Consider the following 19,011-nt stretch of genomic DNA (forward strand, 5'->3'; position numbering starts at 1 on the left):
CCGAACCGCTCCTCACCCTCACTCTTCACTCTCGCTGCGGCCGAAGGCCCAGTCCATGTAGAGTTCCAGCGCCTTGCGGGTGAACGGGCCTTCCTGCAGGTTGCGGTCGTCGAGGCGGGTGACGCCGACGACTTTGGAGTAGTTGCCGGTGGTGAAGATCTCGTCGGCTTGCATGAAATCCTCGACGGAAAGCGCTGCTTCATGCACGTCGAAACCGGCCTGGCGCAGCAGGCCGATGACGCGGGCACGAGTGATGCCGGCAAGGAAGGTTCGGTTGGCGGCAGGCGTCATCACCACGCCGTCCCTGACCATGAAGACGTTCGACGAGGCGGTCTCGACGACGTTGCCGTTCAGGTCGCGCACCAGCGCATTGTCGAAACCGCGGCTGCGCGCTTCGGCGATCATGCGGCCGCTGTTTGGATAGAGCGAGCCGGTCTTCGCCTCGGTCATCGCCGTTTCCGGCGACGGGCGGCGATAGGGCGAGACTGTGAGGCTTGTGCCGCCATGGCCGCCCATCGGCGCCTCGAACAGGCAGAGCGCGAAGCGGGTCGATTCCCCGTCGACGGCGACGACGCTGCCCGGCGCGCCGTGTTCGCCCCAATACATCGGCTTGATATAAATCGCCGTGGCGCCATCGAATTTCGCAACGCCTTCCCAGGCAAGTGCCACAATCTCCTCGGCTGATTTCACCGGCTTCAGGCCCATGGCGAGCGCCGAGCGGTTGATGCGCTGGCAGTGCAGGTCGAGATCCGGCGCGATGCCGTCGAACCAGCGGGCACCGTCGAAGACCGTGGAGCCGAGCCACATGGCATGCGAGGTCGGCCCGATCAGCGGCGGATTGCCGGGGAGCCACTCTCCGTCGACATGAGTCCAGGTGGTTGAACGGGGTGATGTATCGACGGCCATGATGGTTTCCTCCTGAAGCCGGAGAAGGAAAAACCGTCGCGGCAAGCCGGGTCAAGGACAAATCCCGAGCCGAAACACGGAAGCAAGAAAATGCCGGGGAATGGCGCCCGGCCGCAATATTCGTGCGCAGCGATGGCAGCTTCATCGATGGGTGCATCAGCAAAAATGATGGAATGGAATGTTGGAATGGCTGGCTGCCGCATGCGATGATGGGCGCAACAGCGGATAAGCAGCAAGGAAAACGCCGATGAAAGCCATGTTCTACGAAGCCTTCGAACAGGCGCCCGAAATCCGCACCGTTGCCGATCCGACACCGACAGAGGACGGTGTCGTCATATCCGTTGGGGCCAGCGGGCTCTGCCGCAGCGACTGGCACGGCTGGATGGGGCACGATCCGGATATCCGGCTGCCGCATGTGCCGGGACATGAGCTTGCCGGGCGGATCGTCGCCACCGGCCGCGGCGTGATGCGCTTCAAGGTGGGCGACCGGGTGACCGTGCCCTTCGTTTCCGGCTGCGGCCATTGCGGGGAATGCCATTCCGGCAACCAGCAGGTCTGCCCGAACCAGTTCCAGCCGGGCTTCACTCATTGGGGGTCGTTTGCCGAATATGTGGCGATCGATTATGCCGACACCAACCTGGTGCACCTGCCCGATACGATCGACGATGCGACGGCGGCCAGCCTCGGCTGCCGCTTCGCCACCTCGTTTCGCGCCGTCGCCGACCAGGCGCGCACCGGCCCCGGCGAATGGATCGCCGTGCATGGCTGCGGCGGCGTCGGCCTGTCGGCGATCATGATCGCCACCGCGCTCGGAGCGAATGCGATCGGCATCGATATTTCGGAAGAGAAACTCGCCTTTGCGCGGGAGTGTGGGGCGGTGGCAACGGTCAATGCATCCGGCGTCGCCGACGTGGCGGAGGCGGTGCGCGAGATCACCAAGGGCGGCGCGCATGTCTCGATCGACGCGCTCGGCCATCCCGTCACCTGCTTCAACTCGATCAAGAACCTGCGCCGGCGCGGACGGCATGTGCAGGTGGGGTTGATGCTCGGCGAGCATGCGACGCCGCAAATCCCGATGGCACAGGTGATCGGCCACGAGCTGGAAATCTACGGCAGCCACGGCATGCAGGCTTGGCGATACGACGCCATGCTGTCGATGCTTTCGGCCGGAAAGATCGCGCCGCAGAAGCTGATCGGACGCCGCATCAGCCTCGAGGAGGCCGTGCCGGCGCTGATGGCGCTCGACAAGGCTGAGGCCACGGGGATCAGCGTGATTACCCGGTTTTCATGAGGGAACTCCACCCTCCCCTGCTGTGGCGAGTAAAGGTGGGAGCAAGGCGCTGCAACAGGTCTCTTCTCCCCAGCGGGGAGAAAGTGCCGGCAGGCGGTTGAGGGGGTGAGCGGCAAGCCGCGAATGCGCTGAGCGCAAGCGAAGGGCAATCAATGACGTAGTGTCGGGTGGCCCCCTCATCCGACCCTTCGGGCCACCTTCTCCCCGCTGGGGGAGAAGAGGGAGCCCAGCCCAAATGCCCAGAGGACAAACAACGGCGTTATTCAGCCACGCCAATCGAGGCGAGATAGGCCGCAGAGGCCGGGATCTTCGACTTGTCCTTGATCTCGATGATGAGGCGCGGATTGCTTTCGAGCTTGGCAAGGGCCCTAAAGACGGCATGCCAGTGGATCGAGCCCTCGCCGAGGCTCCAGTGGCGGTCGGCATATCCGTCGGCATCCTGCAGGTGAACATGCTGCAGGCGATTGCCGGCGGCCTTGACGTAGTAATCGACCGGCGGCGCACCGGTATAGCCGTGAGCATAATGGGCGTGGCCGGTGTCGATCGAGACGGCGACGGCAGGCGAGTTGAAGCTCTCGGCAAGCGCCACGCGAATATGCGGATCCTTGTCCTCGATGTTCTCGATGACCATCGTGCAGCCGATATCCTCGGCGTGCCTGACGGCGTCACGCAGGGTCATGTGCGTGCGCTCGGCCAAGGCTTCGCGGGCGCCGGCATTGTCGTCGAGATTGTTGTAGGACCAGGACGTATAAGGGCTGTGGATGACCATATGGGTCGCGCCGATGGCGGCGCAGACATCCAGGCCCTGCAGCAGGCGCCGGGTGACGATGGCACGGATATCCGGATCTTCCGAGGCGATGGTGAAGCCCCAGAACGGGCCGTGAATGCCGAGGCGGCCGCCATGACCGTCGAGAAGCCGCCTGGCGCGGGCGGCAAGCGGCGCCCAGTCGCCGTTCAAAACCTCGGCATCGATGAAGCTCTGCAATTCGAGATCGGGGGATTTTTCGAAGAGCCAATCACGGTGAAGTTCGACTTCATCGAGCGTCATGGCGGCGCCGACGACGGGAAGAGAGGACATGGATGCGCTCCATCAATGTGAATGCCGGGACGGCGTGGAAGGACGGCCCCAGGGAAGGCCAAGAACGGCCGCCGCGTTCTATGCGCCCCTTCTGTGTCGGCGGTATTACAGGCGCCGAGCCTTTCGAACTCTCCGGCCTCAGTCATTTCCGCATAGCTGATGCGGCATTGGCGGACCTTGCGGAAACGCCCCGAAGTACCGATATCGGCCCCGACAGTCTCGTGACGCAGTGGCGCGCGAGCGGCGCTGAACCCCTGGCAACGGAGCCGGCTATTCAGCGCTTCGCCTGATATAGCGCGCTTCTTTGAAGCGCGTTCGGCGATGTTACCCCCGACAACAGGGCGGGTTGTCAAAGGCGGCGCAAAGGTCTAACGGCTGCGCCCGCAAGAAAAAGCCCATAAGAAGAAGCCCTGTAAGAAAAAGAAAGAGACATGATGTCCAACTCATTTGTGAAAATGCATGCGAGCGACGAGGCGAAGCGGTTTTTCGTCCTCGGTGACCGGGTCGAGCGGCGGCTTAGAATCAGCGGAACCTGGCTCAATCTCTTCGACGTCACCGTGCCATCAGGCAGCCGGACGCCGAAACATGCGCATGCGAGCCCTGAAGTGTTCCGCATCATCGAGGGAAAGCTGACGATCTGGCGCCTGAGCGACAGCGGCCCCGAAGAGATCGAGGCCAGCGCCGGCGACATCGTCACCATCCCGCCCTTCATGGTGCACGGCTATTCCAACCGCGGAACCGTCCCCGTGGTCTTTTCCGCGGTCGTCGATCGGGACATGGCTGAATTCATCGAAGCCGAAGGCGCTACCGAGCCCCCGAAGACCAGCCCTTCGGCGGACACCATCGCCCGCATGACGGCGGCCGCCAATACCTATGGGATTACCATCCTCGCGGCTTAGCGGAGCGTAAGCACCGGGGACGGAAGCGGGCGTCAACGACACCGGCTATGTTTGGGAGGTTGCCTAATCGGTCATCGGCCCGCCGGAGTGTCCGGTACATCGATAACCTTCATTTCGTTCCCGTTCAGGACAACGGCAGTCGGCATGGAAAGACTTCGCCAGAACGCCAGCGGATCGACCCTGAGAACCCGAGCAGCGTAGATCGACATGGCAGTGCCATGTGTTACGATCATTAGATCGCCGCTCGGTTGGGCTCTTCTCGCTCGGGCCACGGCTTGGTCCAATCTATTGAAAACCTCATCTGCGCTTTCGTCACCAAATGTGAGCTGGTGAGGATGCTGCAACAGTCCGGTGATACCTGCTTCAAAATCAGTTCGCACAATATATCCTACCTTGGATCGGCCGTGTTCCCGCAAGTCAGAATCAAGACAAACGGGAAGAGCCAGACGATCAGCAATCAAGGCAGCGGTTTGATGCGCTTTCTTTTCAGGACTGCTGAGTACTTCCTTTACGCGGAAGCCAGAGAGGTATTTTGCCAACTCGATCGCGGCTGCCTGTCCAGCCGCACTGAGGCTCCAGTCGATAGACGGCGTATTCCCTTCAATGGAAGGAATACTGTGACGAACGAGAACGATCCGAGATTCCATCTTCCGATACCGGTTCGTCATTGATTGGCCGCAGGTTGGTGTAATTACCTTCTCAGTCGCCAAGTCGATCGATCAGTTCATCTACAGCCGCTTCGACCGTTTTCGAAGCCGTATCGATGACGATTGCATCGTGCCATTCGTCATAGGTTCTTTCGGAAATCTCTTGCCATGTCGGCTTTACCAGACCTTCGACGTCGGTGAGGCGCGTTTCAGCACGCTTGCGGTGCTCGGCTTTATCCGAGCAAATGATCTCGACCTCCTCCGCCACCACCCCAGCCGCTTGGGCGACCGAAAGCCACGCTGATCGGGTTATCCGGAGCGGGTTGACGGAGTCGGCGATCACGGTTCTGCCGAGGGTCAGATTGTCTCCGGCGATACCGTAAGCCGCGATATAGCCTGCAGGCCCGGCGTCATCGGCAATTCCGGAAGCGCGGATTGCCTGCTCGATGGTATCGACGCGCACATGGACCGCATTCAACCGCTCAGCCAAAGCGCGGGCAATCGTCGTCTTTCCACTGCCAGGCAGACCGCCAAAGATAATGAGCATCGTCACCTCGTCGTTTTTGGAGAGGCTCCACGAGAACGTCAGAGCAGCTCGCGGTCAGCGCAATACTTCACCATTAAGGCCCGGTTCGCAATTCCTTAGTCAGCACCGGGTTTTCACCACCGGCTTCAACGACGCTCCACCCGAGCGCGCCGTAGAATCCCACGGCGTCTCGCGCCGCATTCACCACCAATCTCTCGACCCCGTGTTGTGATGCGAATTTTTCGAGGCCGGTCGTGAGCATCCGCCCGTACCCTTTTCCCTGGCATTCCGCCCTGATCGCGACGGTTCGCACACACGCCGCAGCATCGTCCATCAGATCGAGGCGAGCCGCACCCACTGGAGTATTTTCGAGCAAAAGCAGCAAAGGGAAATGCCCATCCCTTCGATCATCGGGATGGTTCGCATCATAGCCAATCAACCCGCGGGCCTCGAAAAGGACAGCGCGGCGGATGTCGTGGTAGGCGTTCCAGTCTTCATCCGCAGACACTTGGACGACCATCCAGACGTCTTCGCCCTCGTCATTCGGAAATCTAGGCTCGTTCATCGATGGCCTCGTCGATGCTCGTGGACAACCGGCCGGTAAAATCGGTGACGGCCTCACGGCTCGATAACAGGAATTTCGGACGGGAAAAGACCGAGAACAATCGCGCGTGCGTCTCGAAGGAATTCCAGTTGTTCGTTCTACTTCTGTATTCGGCCACCCAGTTCAACAGGCCATCGAACTGGGTTTGGGACTCGCCGCCCTGGATGCCTCGCTCCTTGATGTTGGCGATGCATTCCTCCTCCGGCAGATCAATCCAGATCAGGATCGTCGTGCGGCTGAGGACCATGTTCGCCAGCTGCCCGTAAACGCCCTCCATGACCCAGACATCGCGTTCGGCCGCTGTCTTGACCATCTCATCCCTCAACGCCCTGTCGCGAGCGATGCCGTAGCGCCCCGGCTCCCAATGCATATCATCAAGGTGGACCACCGGATGGTGAAGCTGTTCACCGATACGACGGGCAAGCCATGTTTTACCTGCGCCTCCATTGCCCATGACGAGCATGCGGTCAAAGGCGACTGACGGATCGGGAAACGTCATCGGCAACTCCGAGGACTTTGCGCTGATGCTGGCTTTGTGTGACCTTAGCGCGAGATATTGAATGCTTTCAAATCAAAATTGAGCGCGTCCTATCCTTGCAGCTCTGTCCGCTGGAGGAAAACAATGTCTGCCGCCGTCGAGGACGCGTGTGGAGTGTCTAGAACTCTTCCCAATTGCCCTCGGTCGAAGCCGGTGCGGCTGAGGTGCCGAAGGCGGCTGCGAGCTTGCCGCCGAGTGCGCGGGCCGGCGACGGAGCGGGCCTGGCATGATCGGTGGCCGAAGCGGGGACCGGTCTGCGTGCCGCAAACGTCGCCGCGACCGGGCGTGCCAACGGCCTGGCAGCTGTCCGGGCGGCAGGAGCCGCCTTTGCCATCTGGCCGAGATTGAACTGTGCCAGACGCTCCGAAAGGGCAGACACCTCCGTCACCAGCGTGTGCGAGGCGGCATTCGATTCCTCGACCATTGCGGCGTTCTTCTGGGTCGACTGATCCATCTGGTTGACTGCCGTGTTGATCTCCAGGAGACCCGTCGACTGTTCGCGGGCGGCCTGGACGACAGCCTGGACATTGCTGTTGATCTGCTGGACTTCGGCGACGATCGCCTGCAGCGCCTTGCCGGTCTGACCTACGAGATCGACGCCACGCTTGACCTGGTCGCCGGACGAGGTGATCAGCGCCTTGATCTCCTTGGCGGCCGTCGCCGAGCGCTGCGCCAGTTCACGCACTTCCTGTGCGACGACGGCGAAGCCCTTGCCGGCCTCCCCTGCACGTGCTGCCTCAACGCCCGCATTGAGGGCCAGCAGGTTGGTCTGGAAGGCAATATCGTCGATCACGCCGATGATGTTGGAGATCGACTGCGAGGATTGCTCGATGCCGGTCATGGCGTCGACGGCATTGCGCACCACCTCTCCGGACTTTTCCGCACCATCCTTGGTGCGGCTGACGAGCGCACCCGCTTCTTCGGCGCGAAGGGTGGAGTCCTTGACAGAGGTGGTGATCTGCTCGAGTGCGGCGGCGGTTTCCTCGACGGAAGCGGCCTGCTGTTCGGTGCGGCGAGCGAGATCGTCGGCGCCGGAGCGGATTTCTTCAGAACCCGCCTGGATGACGGCAGCGTTTTCGGAGAAGGAAATCAGGGCTGCCTGGAGCTTTTCGACAGACGCATTGAAATCGACGCGGATTTCGTCCAGCGAGTCGGCAAACGGCTTTTCCAGCCGGATGGTCATGTCTCCATTGGAAAGGCTCGCCAGTCCGTTGCCGAGTTCGCTGACCGCGAACTTGATCGAATCCTCACGGGCGGCATGATGGACGGAACGTTCCTGCCGCTCGATCTCTTCGCGAGCCCGGGAGGTTTCCGCATCGGCTTCAAGCTTGAGCTTCTGGCGATTGCTTTCCAGCAGGATGGCGAGGGAGCGTGAGAGGTCGCCGATTTCGTCCTTTGCATTCTTGTCGCTCAATTGCACGTCGAGCTGGCCATGGGCGATGCGATCGGTCTCGGCGATCACGCCCTCTATGCGGCGGATGAATTTGCGGGCGATGAGCCAGCCCGAAAGACCGAGCAGCAGTGCCGCGATGGCGGTGATCGCAACGGCGCTCCAGGCCATGTTGTCGAGCTGGGCAAAGACGGTGGATTTGGGCACCGAGACGACGGCGTACCAGTTCAGGTCAGTCGTGAGCTTTACCGGATAGGCGACCGAGAAATAGGTCTGGCCGTCCCGGCCTGCGATCTCCTGCGCGACGCCGGGCCTGGCGATCAGCTGATTCCAGCCGGCGGTCAAATCACCGCCGTCCTTGATATTCTTGCCTGCAAGCTCGGCGGAGGGATGGCTGATGATGCTGCCGGCGCCCGTCACCAGGCTGAGATAGCCGGTCTCCATCGGGTGGACTGCCGAGATCGCCTTGTTGGCGTCGTCGAGCGAAATATCCATGCCGGCGACGCCCAGCGCCTTGCCGTCGACCATGATCGGCTTGGCGACCGAGGTCATCAGCACGTCCTTGCCGTCGACCGCGTAAACATAAGGTTCGATGACCACGGCCTTTTTCTGGGTAAAGGGCAGTTGGTAGTAATCGCCGGCGCCCGATACGGCATAGTCGACCAGCGGCGTGTGCTGGATCTTGTCGCCACTGCGGACCCAGTAAGGCACGTAGCGGCCGGTCGTGTCGTGGCCTTCCTTGCCGACGAAATCCTTGTCCTTGCCGTCAAAGGCATTCGGTTCCCAGCCGGTCCAAACACCGAGCGCCATCGGATTATCCTGCAGCATGTTCTTCAGCAGGTCGTCGGCGGCAGCACGATTGGCGTTTCCGCCGTCCTTCATCGTCGACAGCGACGTTTCCAACGCATTGACGATACCGAGCGCCACGCTCATGGATTTCTCGACGTTGAGCGCATTGGCAGCAGCGATCTGCAGCATCTCGTCGAGGCTCGATTTGCGCATATCGTTGTAGGCGATGTAAAAAAGAACGCCCGATGCCGCGATCGTCGCGATGACACCGCAGGCCGCCACGGAAAAAATGTTGCGTCCGGTAGCCGATTTGAACTGCATGCGCTTAACCTCCTCAAGCGGGCAGGTCGTCGATCGCGCACCGATCTATTCCGTCCCGGCTTCCCCTGACCGAGAACTGATTTCAGGACGTGGCAGCACGTTGCGGAAATCGTTCGCAATTTAGAAAAAATACGGAGCGGCTGTTAATTTACAGTGTATTGCGCCAGCTTTCCTTATGAGAAGGCAGACTGCCGCGCCTCTTTTAGAGCCGCAGATGCGGTGCGGCTGCCGTTGGCGAAACTGTCACATCAAGACGCTATAAGGATTTTCGCCCGGCTCCTCTTGCGTCGGCACTGTTTCACCGTCAAAATTGCGACATGCCTGACAGCGACCCATCCAGTACAAGCTCCGTCCCTTCCAACCGGGATCTCCCGGCCGAGGAAGCAGGCGACCATTGTAGACGGTGCGATGACCTCCGCCTCGCCTCAGGCATATCAAGGCTCCCGCAGAGAGGGCCGCTTCCCAGACCATTGTCGATGACGGGCGGCCGCGGCTCATTTCAGAGGAGCGGTCTGATCGAACCTGAACTGATGTCAAAACGATTATGGAAAGACGACAGGCGATGCGTATATGCGTATAAGAGCGTCCCTTCGAATGCCTCGCCGCTTCGCCTGACGAATGCGGCATTACAACCTCAACGAATAGGGTCCCTGTGTTTCTGGAAATTGGAATTGTGGCGTTTCTCACCATCCTGAATGGTGTGCTCGCCATGTCTGAGCTGGCCGTTGTGTCTTCTCGAACAGCCCGCCTGAAGGTTCTCTCCGACAATGGAAGCAAGGGGGCAGCTCAAGCGATCAAACTTGCCGAAAACCCCGGTCGTTTCCTCTCTACGGTGCAGATCGGCATCACGCTGGTCGGCGTGCTATCCGGCGCTTTCTCGGGGGCCACGCTCGGCGGCCGCGTGAGCGGATGGCTAGAAGCCCAAGGGATGTCATCGACGGCCGCTGATGCCATTGGCGTAGGTTCAGTCGTTGTGGCAATCACCTATCTTTCGCTGATCATCGGCGAACTTGTTCCCAAGCAGATCGCATTACGGGAACCCGAAGCGGTTGCGGCCAAGGTCGCACCCGCTATGGCGGTCCTTTCGAAAATCGCGCTGCCACTCGTGTGGCTTCTCAACGCCTCCGGAAACCTTGTACTGAAGCTCTTGGGCCAGGCAGGAAAAGGTGGCGACAATGTCTCTGACGCAGAGATCAAAACTGTTCTGGCCGAGGCGCAGTCGGCTGGAGTGATCGAAAGCGAAGAGTCCGCGATGATAACAGGTGTCATGCGGCTTGCGGACCGCACTGCCCGAGCGCTTATGACGCCCCGACGGGACGTCGAAATTATTGATATCGACGACAGTCTTGATGAAATTCGGACCCAGTTGCACAGGACGAAGCGGTCGCGGTTGCCGGTTCGAAAAGGCAGTTCGGACGAGGTGATCGGCATCCTTCCGGTCAAGGACTTCTACGACTCGATGTCCGAACACGGCACTGTCGACATCAAGGCTCTGACGCAAGACGTGCCGGTGGTTTCAGACCTTTCAACTGCCATCAATGTTATTGAAGCAATCAGGAAATCGCCCGTTCACATGGTGCTGGTTTTCGACGAGTACGGCCACTTCGAGGGGGTTGTCTCGTCAGGTGACATTTTGGAAGCAATCATGGGGGCTCTCCAGGAGGGGCCGGTCGATGAACAGGCCATCGTTCGTCGAGACGACGGGTCTTATCTCGTGTCGGGCTGGACGCCGATCGACGAGTTCGCTGAATTCTTAAATCTCAGACTCGATGGCGATTTGGAATATCAGACTGTCGCTGGCCTGGTGTTGGAAGAGTTGAAACATCTGCCGGAATTGGGCGAGAGCTTCACGAGAGATGGATGGCGCTTCGAAGTCGTCGATCTCGACGGGAGGCGCGTGGACAAAATACTTGTGTCGGCTGAGTGAAGCTTCGTCGCCGGCGACTTCGCCTGTGAAGTCGTCAATCTCGACGGCCGCAACATCGATAAGATCCGCATCCACCACATGGACGATGTGGCCTGACAGCAGGAGTGAACGCCATGGCATGGTCCGCCAATCAATATGTGAAATTCGAAGATGAGCGCACGCGACCGGCGCGCGACCTGTTGGCACAGGTGCCGCTGCAAAACATCCGTCATGCCGTCGATCTCGGCTGCGGCCCGGGCAACTCGACCGAGCTGATCATCGAGCGCTATGGGGCGGACGGCGTCTCCGGCGTCGACAGCGACATGAACATGCTGGAGGCGGCCCGCAAGCGGCTTCCTGGCACTGCCTTCGTCGAGGCCGATCTCGGCATCTGGCAGCCGGACGAACCCGCCGACCTTTTGTTTGCCAATGCCGTCTTCCAATGGCTGCCCGATCATCTCGATATCTTCGACCGGCTGATGGACGGGCTTTCCGAAGGCGGCGTGCTGGCCGTGCAGATGCCCGACAATCTCGGCGAACCCTCGCATCTGACGATGGAGGAGACCGCCCATGCCGGCCCGTGGAAATCCGCCTTCGAGGCGAAGAGCGTGCGCCGCAAGCCGCTGCCGCCGCCGTCCACCTATTACAGCCGGCTGATCGCCAAAGCCGCGCGTGTCGATATCTGGCACACCATCTACAATCACCCGATGGCGGATGCTGCAGCGATCGTCGAATGGGTGAAGGGAACCGGACTGATGCCCTATCTCGCCCATGCCGGCGAAGAGCATCGCGAGGCATTCCTGGCCGATTACCTGGAGCGGTTGGAAAAGGCCTATCCGAAGATGTCGGACGGACGAGTGCTGCTCAGGTTTCCGAGGATCTTCATGGTGGCGGTGAAAGGGTGATCGGCCGCGCCCGACCAAGGTGACGCGAGGTCAGCCGCTCCGCATAGTGTCAAATGCTTGTTATCCCTCGCCTTCATATGTTGCGGCGAGGCCGGCGCGCAGTATAGTCGACCGGAAAATCCAAGGAGATGACACATGGACGCTGCCCCTACCCCGCCGGTCACCCTCGTCATCTTCGGCGCCACGGGAGACCTGACGCGCCGCCTGCTGGTGCCGGCGATCATCAATCTGACGCGCAGCCGCCTGGTCGGCGAGGATCTCCAGATTCTCGGCATCGGCATCGAGCCGGGTGACGACGAATTCCTGCGCGGGCGGCTCGACCAATTCCTCAATCATCTAAGCGGTGAAGCGCCGACGGTGAAGGACGAAGCCTGGGAAAGCCTGCGCCAGCGCATTTCCTATACGTCCGGAGATTTCACCAAGGATGATATTTTCGTCGAGATCGGCAAGCGGCTGGGGCCGCATGCCAATGCCGCCTTCTATCTCGCGGTGCCGCCATCCTTCTTCGGGACGATCGTCGAGAAACTCGCCGCCCATGGGCTGACCGATGAAAGCGACGGCGTCTTCCGCCGTGTCGCCATCGAAAAGCCGTTCGGCACCGATCTCGCCTCGGCGCAGGCGCTCAATGCACAGATCCTCGCCCAGGTCGAGGAAAGCCAAGTTTACCGGCTCGACCATTTCCTCGGCAAGGAGACGGTGCAGAACCTGATGACGGCGCGTTTCGCCAACATGATGATCGAATCTTTGTGGAACAGCCGCTACATCGACCATGTGCAGATCACCGCTGCCGAAATCGTCGATGTCGGCAGCCGCGGCAAATTCTACGATGCTACCGGCGCGCTACGCGACATGGTGCCGAACCATCTCTTCCAGCTGCTGGCGATGATCGCCATGGAACCGCCGAACAGCTTCGATGCCGAGGCAATCCGCAACGAAAAGAGCAAGGTGCTGAAGGCGCTGCGCATCTATACGGCTGATGAGGCCAAGACGCATGGCGTGCGCGGCGCCTATGGTGCAGGCCCGCTCAATGGTGCTGAGCTTCCGGCCTATCGCGATACCAAGGACATCTCGCCCGACAGCAGGACTGAGACCTTCGTGGCGCTGAAACTCTATGCCGATACCTGGCGCTGGGCCGGTGTGCCCTTCTATCTCAGGACCGGCAAGGCGCTGACGGCGCGCGACACCGAGATCGTCATCACCTTCCAGCCGGTGCCCTTCGCGCAGTTTCGCGAGACGGAGGTCAATAGTCGCCTGCCGCCGAACCGGCTGGTGATCCAGGTGCAGCCCGACGAGGGCATGAGCATGGAAATCTCGATCAAATCGCCGGGGCTTTCGGTCGATACCGTGCCGGTCTCGCTCGATTTCCGCTATGCCGACAAATTCGATATCGCCAAGACGACCGGCTATGAATCACTGCTCTATGATCTCTTCATCGGCGACCAGACGCTGTTCCAGCGCGCCGACGGGATCGAGGCCGGATGGGCGGCGGTGCAACCCTTCCTCGATATCTGGGCTAGGGATCAGAGCGTGCCCGACGCTTACGCGCCGGGCAGCATGGGACCGGCCTGCGCCGACGAACTGATCCAGCGCGACAGGCGGCAGTGGCATGAGCTCGGCGTTTTGTTGCACAGAAACGGCAAATAGACGGTTCTGCCTTCCAATCCCGGACTACCCCCGTCAGCGGCAGGCGTCGCCTAGCGTACCGTCGCGCTCGGCCGCGCGGTATTGACGCGTCCCGGGCCGCGGGCACGTGGGTCGATCCGGCGGAATGACGACGTTGATATCACCGGTTTCGACAGAATCGAACGGAATCACGAGTCCGCTGCTGGATTCCGCCCCCGGCACCGTGCCGGGCGGCATACCGCCGAAGCGGCCGCTATAGTCCATATCAGCAAGCGCCTGGGAGAAGGCCGGCGCGGCGAATCCGAAGAGAATGATCGAGGCTGCTGCAAGAAACATACGCATGATGCTGTTCCTTCTGGTTTCGGCGATGCGGCAGAAACAGCATTATAACCTCATTGTTCCCACCGAGCGAGCGCAGACGATCAGAGTCTGGCGATCGGACTGGATGGCGTCGAAATGGTGTTATTCCGGCTCAATCGCGCCAGCGCGACAGCAGTCTGTCGAGACCTGTCGGATAGAGATCGATGCCGGCGTCCTGCAGCCTGTCGCGGCCGAACCAGCGCGCCGTCGCAGCCGTCTCATCGAGCTCGGAATAGCGGATCTCGTCGCGCCCGTAGAGCGATGCATCGGCCAGTTCGATATCGGCAGCAAAGATATATTCGTGACCGGTCGCGCCATGATGTTCGAAGATGTTTTCAAGCAGATGCCACGGGCCGACGATGCGGATCGCCGTCTCGAGTTCCTCTCTGAATTCGCGGTGCAAGGCTTCTTCACGGCTCTCGCCGAATTCGATCGCGCCGCCGAGCGGGCGAACGCCCTTGATGCGGCCGCTGTCATCCTCCACTTCGGCGGCGAGCAGCTGGTCTTTCCGCCAGGCGAGGCCGATCACCTTCACCCTGATCTGCTGCGATGGGCGCCAGACGGTCACGAGCTCTCCTTCCATAGGGACAGCGCTTGCTTTTCACCCCGGTGTTGCGAAAACAGGGAGCCCCGCAACAAAGCGAGGCTCCTGCCGATTTCTCGTCTCAGACGAACTGGCTGAGGCCCGGGACGGAAGCGACGACCTCGTCGACGACCTCTTCGCCGGCATATTGCTTGGCGATCGCGATGGTTTCCTTGGCAAGCGAGGTGATCTCACCCATGCCGAGGCCTTCGCCCATCAGCTGCTGGCCAAGCCCCATGATGCCGCCGCCGCCAAGCGAGCTCATCAGCCCGCCGAGCAGACCGCCGCCGCCGGCACCTGCGCCGTTGAACTGGGCGACGAGATCGGCGCCGCCGGGGATCGCTTCGATCATCTTGGCAACCGGGCCATCGGCGGCCTCGCGCTGCAGGAAGCCGAGCATCATGCCGAGCGCCTTTTCGGCCAGATCAGGCGCAATACCCACACGATCGGCGATCTGGGTCACAATTTCATTCATCGTCAGCCTCCTGTTTTTTGACGTTAACGTCAACGTTAATCGAGATTCGACCGCAACTCAAGCCGGCCCCTCCCCGGGCCGCACTTTGTCCGGTTTTGCTTTCAATGCAAACAGTTGTCCGCATCCATCTCCCTGCTTATAACAGGGAAACGATGGTTCGATGAAGGCGGCAGAAGCACGCCTTCTCATACAAATGGCGGCAGAGCCCCAAGGGAGCATTCCGAATGATCGAGGAAGGCAAGATTTTCATCGGCGCGAGCCGCAATCCCGATGACAGCATCAACAAGCCGGAATATCTCGACCTAAAATTCGGCAACCGCCATGGCCTCGTCACCGGCGCAACCGGCACCGGCAAGACGGTGACGCTGCAGGTGCTGGCCGAAGGTTTCTCTCGGGCCGGCGTTCCGGTGTTTGCGGCCGATATCAAAGGCGATCTTTCCGGCATCGCCGCCAAGGGCGAGCCCAAGGATTTCCTGACGAAGCGCGCCGAGCAGATCGGCTTTACCGACTACGAATTCGACCAGTTTCCGGTGATCTTCTGGGATCTGTTCGGCGAGAAGGGTCACCGGGTGCGCACCACCATCGCCGAGATGGGCCCGCTGCTGCTCGCCCGCCTGATGGATGCCTCCGAACCGCAGGAAGGCGTCATCAACATCGCCTTCAAGATCGCCGACCAGGGCGGGTTGCCGCTGCTCGACCTCAAGGATTTCAGCTCGCTGCTCAACTATATGGGCGAGAACGCCAGCCAACTTTCCAACCAGTACGGGCTGATCTCCAAGGCTTCGGTCGGCTCGATCCAGCGGGCGCTGCTCGTTCTCGAACAGCAAGGCGCGGAGCACTTCTTCGGCGAACCGGCGCTGAAGATCACCGACATCATGCGCACCAGCAATAATGGCTACGGCCAGATCTCGGTGCTGGCCGCCGACAAGCTGATGATGAACCCGCGGCTTTACGCCACCTTCCTGCTCTGGCTGCTTTCCGAGCTCTTCGAGGAATTGCCCGAGGTGGGCGATCCCGAAAAGCCGAAGCTCGTCTTCTTCTTCGACGAGGCGCATCTGCTCTTCAACGACGCGCCGAAGGTGCTGACCGAACGCGTCGAGCAGGTGGTGCGGCTGATCCGTTCCAAGGGCGTCGGCGTCTATTTCGTGACTCAGAACCCGCTCGACGTGCCGGAAACGGTGCTCGCCCAGCTCGGCAACCGGGCGCAGCACGCGCTTCGCGCCTATTCGCCGCGCGAGCAGAAGGCAGTGAGGACGGCGGCCGACACCTTCCGTGCCAATCCGGCCTTCGATTGCGCCACCGTCATCACCAATCTCGGCACCGGCGAGGCGCTGGTCTCGACGCTGGAGGCCAAGGGCGCGCCTTCGATCGTCGAGCGCACGCTGGTCCGCCCGCCCTCCGGCCGCGTCGGCCCGGTGACGGATGCCGAGCGCCGGCAGATCATGGACAGGAGCCCGGTCCTCGGCGTCTATGATGAGGATGTCGACCGCGAATCCGCCTTCGAACTGCTGGCCGCGCGGGCGAAGAAAGCGGCCGACGCCGAAGCCGCCAAGCGAGCGCAGGAAGAAGAAGCACAGCAGCAGGGCAACACGACCTCCGGCTGGAATCTGCCGGGCTTCGGCGGCGGCAATGACGACGACAACCAGGGCCGCGGCCAATCGCGCGGCCGGACGTCCGGCTATCAGCGCGAAACGGTGGTGGAAGCGGCGATGAAGAGCGTGGCGCGCACGGTAGCAACCCAGGTCGGCCGGGCGCTGGTGCGTGGGATATTGGGGAGCTTGAAGCGGTAGGATTGCGGACTGCCGTAGGCCCCTCATCCGCCTGCCGGCACCGACCGGGGTCGAGCCACAGGTCTCGACCCGTCCTTCGGACCCCCGCTCGCGGGGCGAAGGGACTTGCCGCGCCCTCTCCGATCCGCGCTCACCTCTCGTAGGGCACGTCCCCTCGCCCCGTTTACGGGGAGAGGGTGAGGGTGAGGGGCAACTTCCCACGGCCTTCCCCCGAAGAATGCAAGATCGTTCTCCTTCTTGAACCGGCAGCCTTTATTCCCTAAATTACCTGCCATCGACCATTTTAACAGGATGTGTGCCGCAATGGATTTCAACCCGATCGCAACGCCAGTTCGCCTTGCCAACGGGGAAATCCATATCCATGCCTGCATCCATCACACTCTCCCAAATTTCATGGTCCGCGCCTGACGGGCGGCCGCTTTTTTCCAATCTCGACCTGAGTTTCGCGGCGGAGCGTACCGGTCTTGTCGGGCGCAACGGCGTCGGCAAGACGACGCTGCTCAAGCTCGTCTCCGGTGAACTCCAGCCGCATTCGGGGATGGTATCCGTCAGCGGCAGTCTCGGCGTGCTGCGTCAGAGCGTTCAGGTGACGTCTGACGAAACGGTTGCCGATCTCTTCGGCGTGACCGACGCGCTCGCTATTCTTCGCCGTGCCGATATTGGCGAGGCAACGGCCGACGAGCTGGCATCCGCGGACTGGATGCTGGAGGCGCGCATCGCCGCAGCGCTCAATCGGACAGGGCTCGACGCGCTGCTGGAGACGCCACTTGCGGCACTCTCCGGCGGGCAGCGCACACGTGCCGGGCTGGCGGCGCTGATCTTCACCGAACCGGACTTTCTGCTGCTCGACGAACCCACAAACAATCTCGATCGCGAAGGCCGCGAGGCGGTGATCGCGCTGATGTCAGGTTGGCGGGCCGGCGCCATCATCGTCAGCCATGACCGGGAACTGCTCGAAAGCGTCGACGCGATCGTCGAACTGACGTCGCTCGGCGCCACGCGCTACGGCGGCAACTGGAGCCATTACCGCGAGCGCAAGGCTCTCGAGCTCGCGGCGGCACAGCATGATCTCACTGAAGCCGAAAAACGCATCGCCGAGGTGGCGAGGAAGGCGCAGGCGACGGTGGAGCGTCAGGCGCACAGAGACAGCGCGGGCCGGAAGACGGCCGCCAAGGGCGGCATTCCGCGCATCATGCTCGGCGGCATGAAGGAGCGGAGCGAAACGACAGGCGGCGACAATGCCCGTCTCGCCGACCGCCGGCGCGCGCAAGCAACGGAAGAGGCAACAGCAGCGCGCGAGAAGATCGAGATCCTGCAGCCCTTGTCGGTCACCCTGCCGCCGACCGGGCTGCCCGCCAGCAAGATCGTGCTGAAGATGGATGGCGTGACATCGGGCTACCAGCCTGATGATCCCGTCATCCGCGATCTCTCCTTCGACGTGACGGGACCCGAGCGTATCGCCGTCACCGGCCGCAACGGCTCGGGCAAGACGACCTTGCTGGCGCTCGTTACCGGCGCTCTGAAACCCTGGGCCGGCACGGTCAGCGTCATGACCGACCTCTCGATGCTTGATCAGAAGGTCAGCCTGCTCGATCCGTCGGCCTCGATCCGCGATAATTTCCGCCGGATCAATCCGCAGGCCGATGAAAATACCTGCCGGGCCGCGCTTGCCCGCTTCATGTTCAGGGCCGATGCCGCGCTGCAGACCGTATCGACGCTGAGCGGCGGGCAATTGCTGCGCGCCGGCCTTGCCTGCGTTTTGGGTTCTGCACCGCCGCCGCTGTTGATCCTCGACGAGCCGACCAACCATCTCGACATCGACTCGATCGCCGCAGTCGAGGCCGGACTGCGCGCCTATGACGGCGCGCTCATCGTCGTCAGCCACGACGAGACATTCCTCAGGAGTATCGGGATAACGCGGCGGCTGGAGCTGTCGCCAGCCGACCCGGCCGGGTGATTTCGGGATTGGGCAACGTGCCCATCCACCTTCCATGACCTCTCCGTGCCCCACCCGCCTCTCGCATGGCAAGTCCCCTCGCCCCGTTGTTTTCGAGAGCGCGGCATCCTCCAACGTCCCTCATCCTGAGGCGCGCAGGCCGAAGGCCGAAACCTCGAAGGACACGCTCGGCGCTGCTCCTTGCATCCATTAACCGCCAGCGCACCCGCCCCGCCCTTCGAGGCCCTTACAGGGCACCTCAGGGTGAGGCTCTCGTGAGCGCCGAGCACCAGAGCACCATCCTCACTAAGCCACCAACAACGGCACATAGGCGATAGCGGAGTTTGGAGGACGCCTTCCGGCCAAGCTCGCCGCTGGCGCGGTGACCGGAAATCGGCGTGCCTGCGCCTCTCTTGCCTCTTTTCGCGGGCAATGTTATTGGAA

Annotated in this window: 18 protein-coding genes; 8 read left to right on the forward strand and 10 right to left on the reverse strand. The window is 61.7% G+C overall.

The window, feature by feature from the left end; all coding sequences use genetic code 11:
* Nucleotides 1-18 precede the first annotated feature (18 nt).
* Complete coding sequence (locus OLZ32_RS19985; protein WP_003546528.1) at nt 19-906, reverse strand: branched-chain amino acid aminotransferase; 888 nt, start codon at nt 904-906, stop codon at nt 19-21.
* A gap of 247 nt (nt 907-1,153) precedes the next feature.
* Here OLZ32_RS19985 and OLZ32_RS19990 point away from each other — a divergent pair, with 247 nt between their 5' ends.
* Complete coding sequence (locus OLZ32_RS19990) at nt 1,154-2,197, forward strand: zinc-dependent alcohol dehydrogenase family protein (RefSeq protein WP_130709847.1); 1,044 nt, start codon at nt 1,154-1,156, stop codon at nt 2,195-2,197.
* 259 nt (nt 2,198-2,456) lie between these two features.
* Here the strand turns inward: OLZ32_RS19990 and OLZ32_RS19995 are convergent, their stop codons facing one another.
* On the reverse strand, nt 2,457-3,275 hold the full coding sequence (locus OLZ32_RS19995) for a sugar phosphate isomerase/epimerase family protein (protein WP_264422235.1): 819 nt from the start codon (nt 3,273-3,275) through the stop codon (nt 2,457-2,459).
* 2 nt (nt 3,276-3,277) lie between these two features.
* Between OLZ32_RS19995 and OLZ32_RS20000 the strand changes: the two genes are divergently transcribed.
* Complete coding sequence (locus tag OLZ32_RS20000) at nt 3,278-3,565, forward strand: hypothetical protein (RefSeq protein ID WP_264397400.1); 288 nt, start codon at nt 3,278-3,280, stop codon at nt 3,563-3,565.
* 141 nt (nt 3,566-3,706) lie between these two features.
* A complete protein-coding gene (locus tag OLZ32_RS20005) occupies nt 3,707-4,174 on the forward strand; it encodes a cupin domain-containing protein (RefSeq protein ID WP_264422237.1) in 468 nt (155 codons plus the stop codon).
* A 71-nt stretch (nt 4,175-4,245) separates the two neighbouring features.
* On the opposite strand, the gene OLZ32_RS20010 is transcribed toward OLZ32_RS20005, so the two are convergent.
* The 5 genes from OLZ32_RS20010 to OLZ32_RS20030 all read right to left on the reverse strand — a co-directional run bounded on the left by OLZ32_RS20010 (nt 4,246) and on the right by OLZ32_RS20030 (nt 8,989).
* Nucleotides 4,246-4,821, reverse strand: a complete 576-nt coding sequence (locus OLZ32_RS20010) for a histidine phosphatase family protein (protein ID WP_264422239.1) — start codon at nt 4,819-4,821, stop codon at nt 4,246-4,248.
* Nucleotides 4,822-4,873: 52 nt separating this feature from the next.
* Nucleotides 4,874-5,368, reverse strand: coding sequence for an AAA family ATPase (locus OLZ32_RS20015; protein WP_264422241.1), 495 nt, complete (start codon nt 5,366-5,368; stop codon nt 4,874-4,876).
* Nucleotides 5,369-5,441: 73 nt separating this feature from the next.
* Complete coding sequence (locus OLZ32_RS20020) at nt 5,442-5,912, reverse strand: GNAT family N-acetyltransferase (RefSeq protein ID WP_264397385.1); 471 nt, start codon at nt 5,910-5,912, stop codon at nt 5,442-5,444.
* Nucleotides 5,899-6,450, reverse strand: a complete 552-nt coding sequence (locus OLZ32_RS20025; protein ID WP_264422245.1) for a P-loop NTPase family protein — start codon at nt 6,448-6,450, stop codon at nt 5,899-5,901. Before OLZ32_RS20025 ends, OLZ32_RS20020 begins: the two co-directional genes overlap by 14 nt.
* Before the next feature lie 157 nt (nt 6,451-6,607).
* Nucleotides 6,608-8,989 carry a methyl-accepting chemotaxis protein gene (locus OLZ32_RS20030; RefSeq protein WP_264422247.1) on the reverse strand — a complete coding sequence of 794 codons (2,382 nt, stop codon included), beginning with the start codon at nt 8,987-8,989 and terminating at the stop codon, nt 6,608-6,610.
* Between the two features lie 652 nt (nt 8,990-9,641).
* On the opposite strand from OLZ32_RS20030, the gene OLZ32_RS20035 reads away from it, so the two are divergent.
* The 3 genes from OLZ32_RS20035 to zwf all read left to right on the forward strand — a co-directional run bounded on the left by OLZ32_RS20035 (nt 9,642) and on the right by zwf (nt 13,444).
* Complete coding sequence (locus OLZ32_RS20035; RefSeq protein WP_264422249.1) at nt 9,642-10,916, forward strand: hemolysin family protein; 1,275 nt, start codon at nt 9,642-9,644, stop codon at nt 10,914-10,916.
* A 113-nt stretch (nt 10,917-11,029) separates the two neighbouring features.
* Entirely contained in the window at nt 11,030-11,800 is a 771-nt protein-coding gene (gene tam, locus OLZ32_RS20040) for a trans-aconitate 2-methyltransferase (RefSeq protein WP_264422251.1), read from the forward strand.
* A gap of 135 nt (nt 11,801-11,935) precedes the next feature.
* On the forward strand, nt 11,936-13,444 hold the full coding sequence (zwf, locus tag OLZ32_RS20045; protein WP_264422253.1) for a glucose-6-phosphate dehydrogenase: 1,509 nt from the start codon (nt 11,936-11,938) through the stop codon (nt 13,442-13,444).
* Nucleotides 13,445-13,477: 33 nt separating this feature from the next.
* Here the strand turns inward: zwf and OLZ32_RS20050 are convergent, their stop codons facing one another.
* From OLZ32_RS20050 to OLZ32_RS20060, 3 genes are all read right to left on the reverse strand, one after another.
* A complete protein-coding gene (locus OLZ32_RS20050; RefSeq protein WP_264422255.1) occupies nt 13,478-13,765 on the reverse strand; it encodes a hypothetical protein in 288 nt (95 codons plus the stop codon).
* A 130-nt stretch (nt 13,766-13,895) separates the two neighbouring features.
* Nucleotides 13,896-14,351, reverse strand: coding sequence for an NUDIX hydrolase (locus tag OLZ32_RS20055; RefSeq protein WP_003546504.1), 456 nt, complete (start codon nt 14,349-14,351; stop codon nt 13,896-13,898).
* A gap of 97 nt (nt 14,352-14,448) precedes the next feature.
* Nucleotides 14,449-14,841, reverse strand: coding sequence for a hypothetical protein (locus tag OLZ32_RS20060; RefSeq protein ID WP_003546502.1), 393 nt, complete (start codon nt 14,839-14,841; stop codon nt 14,449-14,451).
* 224 nt (nt 14,842-15,065) lie between these two features.
* Here OLZ32_RS20060 and OLZ32_RS20065 point away from each other — a divergent pair, with 224 nt between their 5' ends.
* Together OLZ32_RS20065 and OLZ32_RS20070 are read left to right on the forward strand one after the other, a co-directional pair.
* On the forward strand, nt 15,066-16,631 hold the full coding sequence (locus tag OLZ32_RS20065; protein WP_026160156.1) for a helicase HerA-like C-terminal domain-containing protein: 1,566 nt from the start codon (nt 15,066-15,068) through the stop codon (nt 16,629-16,631).
* A 361-nt stretch (nt 16,632-16,992) separates the two neighbouring features.
* A complete protein-coding gene (locus OLZ32_RS20070) occupies nt 16,993-18,588 on the forward strand; it encodes an ABC-F family ATP-binding cassette domain-containing protein (RefSeq protein ID WP_264422258.1) in 1,596 nt (531 codons plus the stop codon).
* Nucleotides 18,589-19,011: the final 423 nt, after the last annotated feature.

Source organism: Rhizobium acaciae (genome assembly GCF_025941625.1).
GTDB classification, from domain to species: Bacteria; Pseudomonadota; Alphaproteobacteria; order Rhizobiales; family Rhizobiaceae; genus Rhizobium; species Rhizobium acaciae.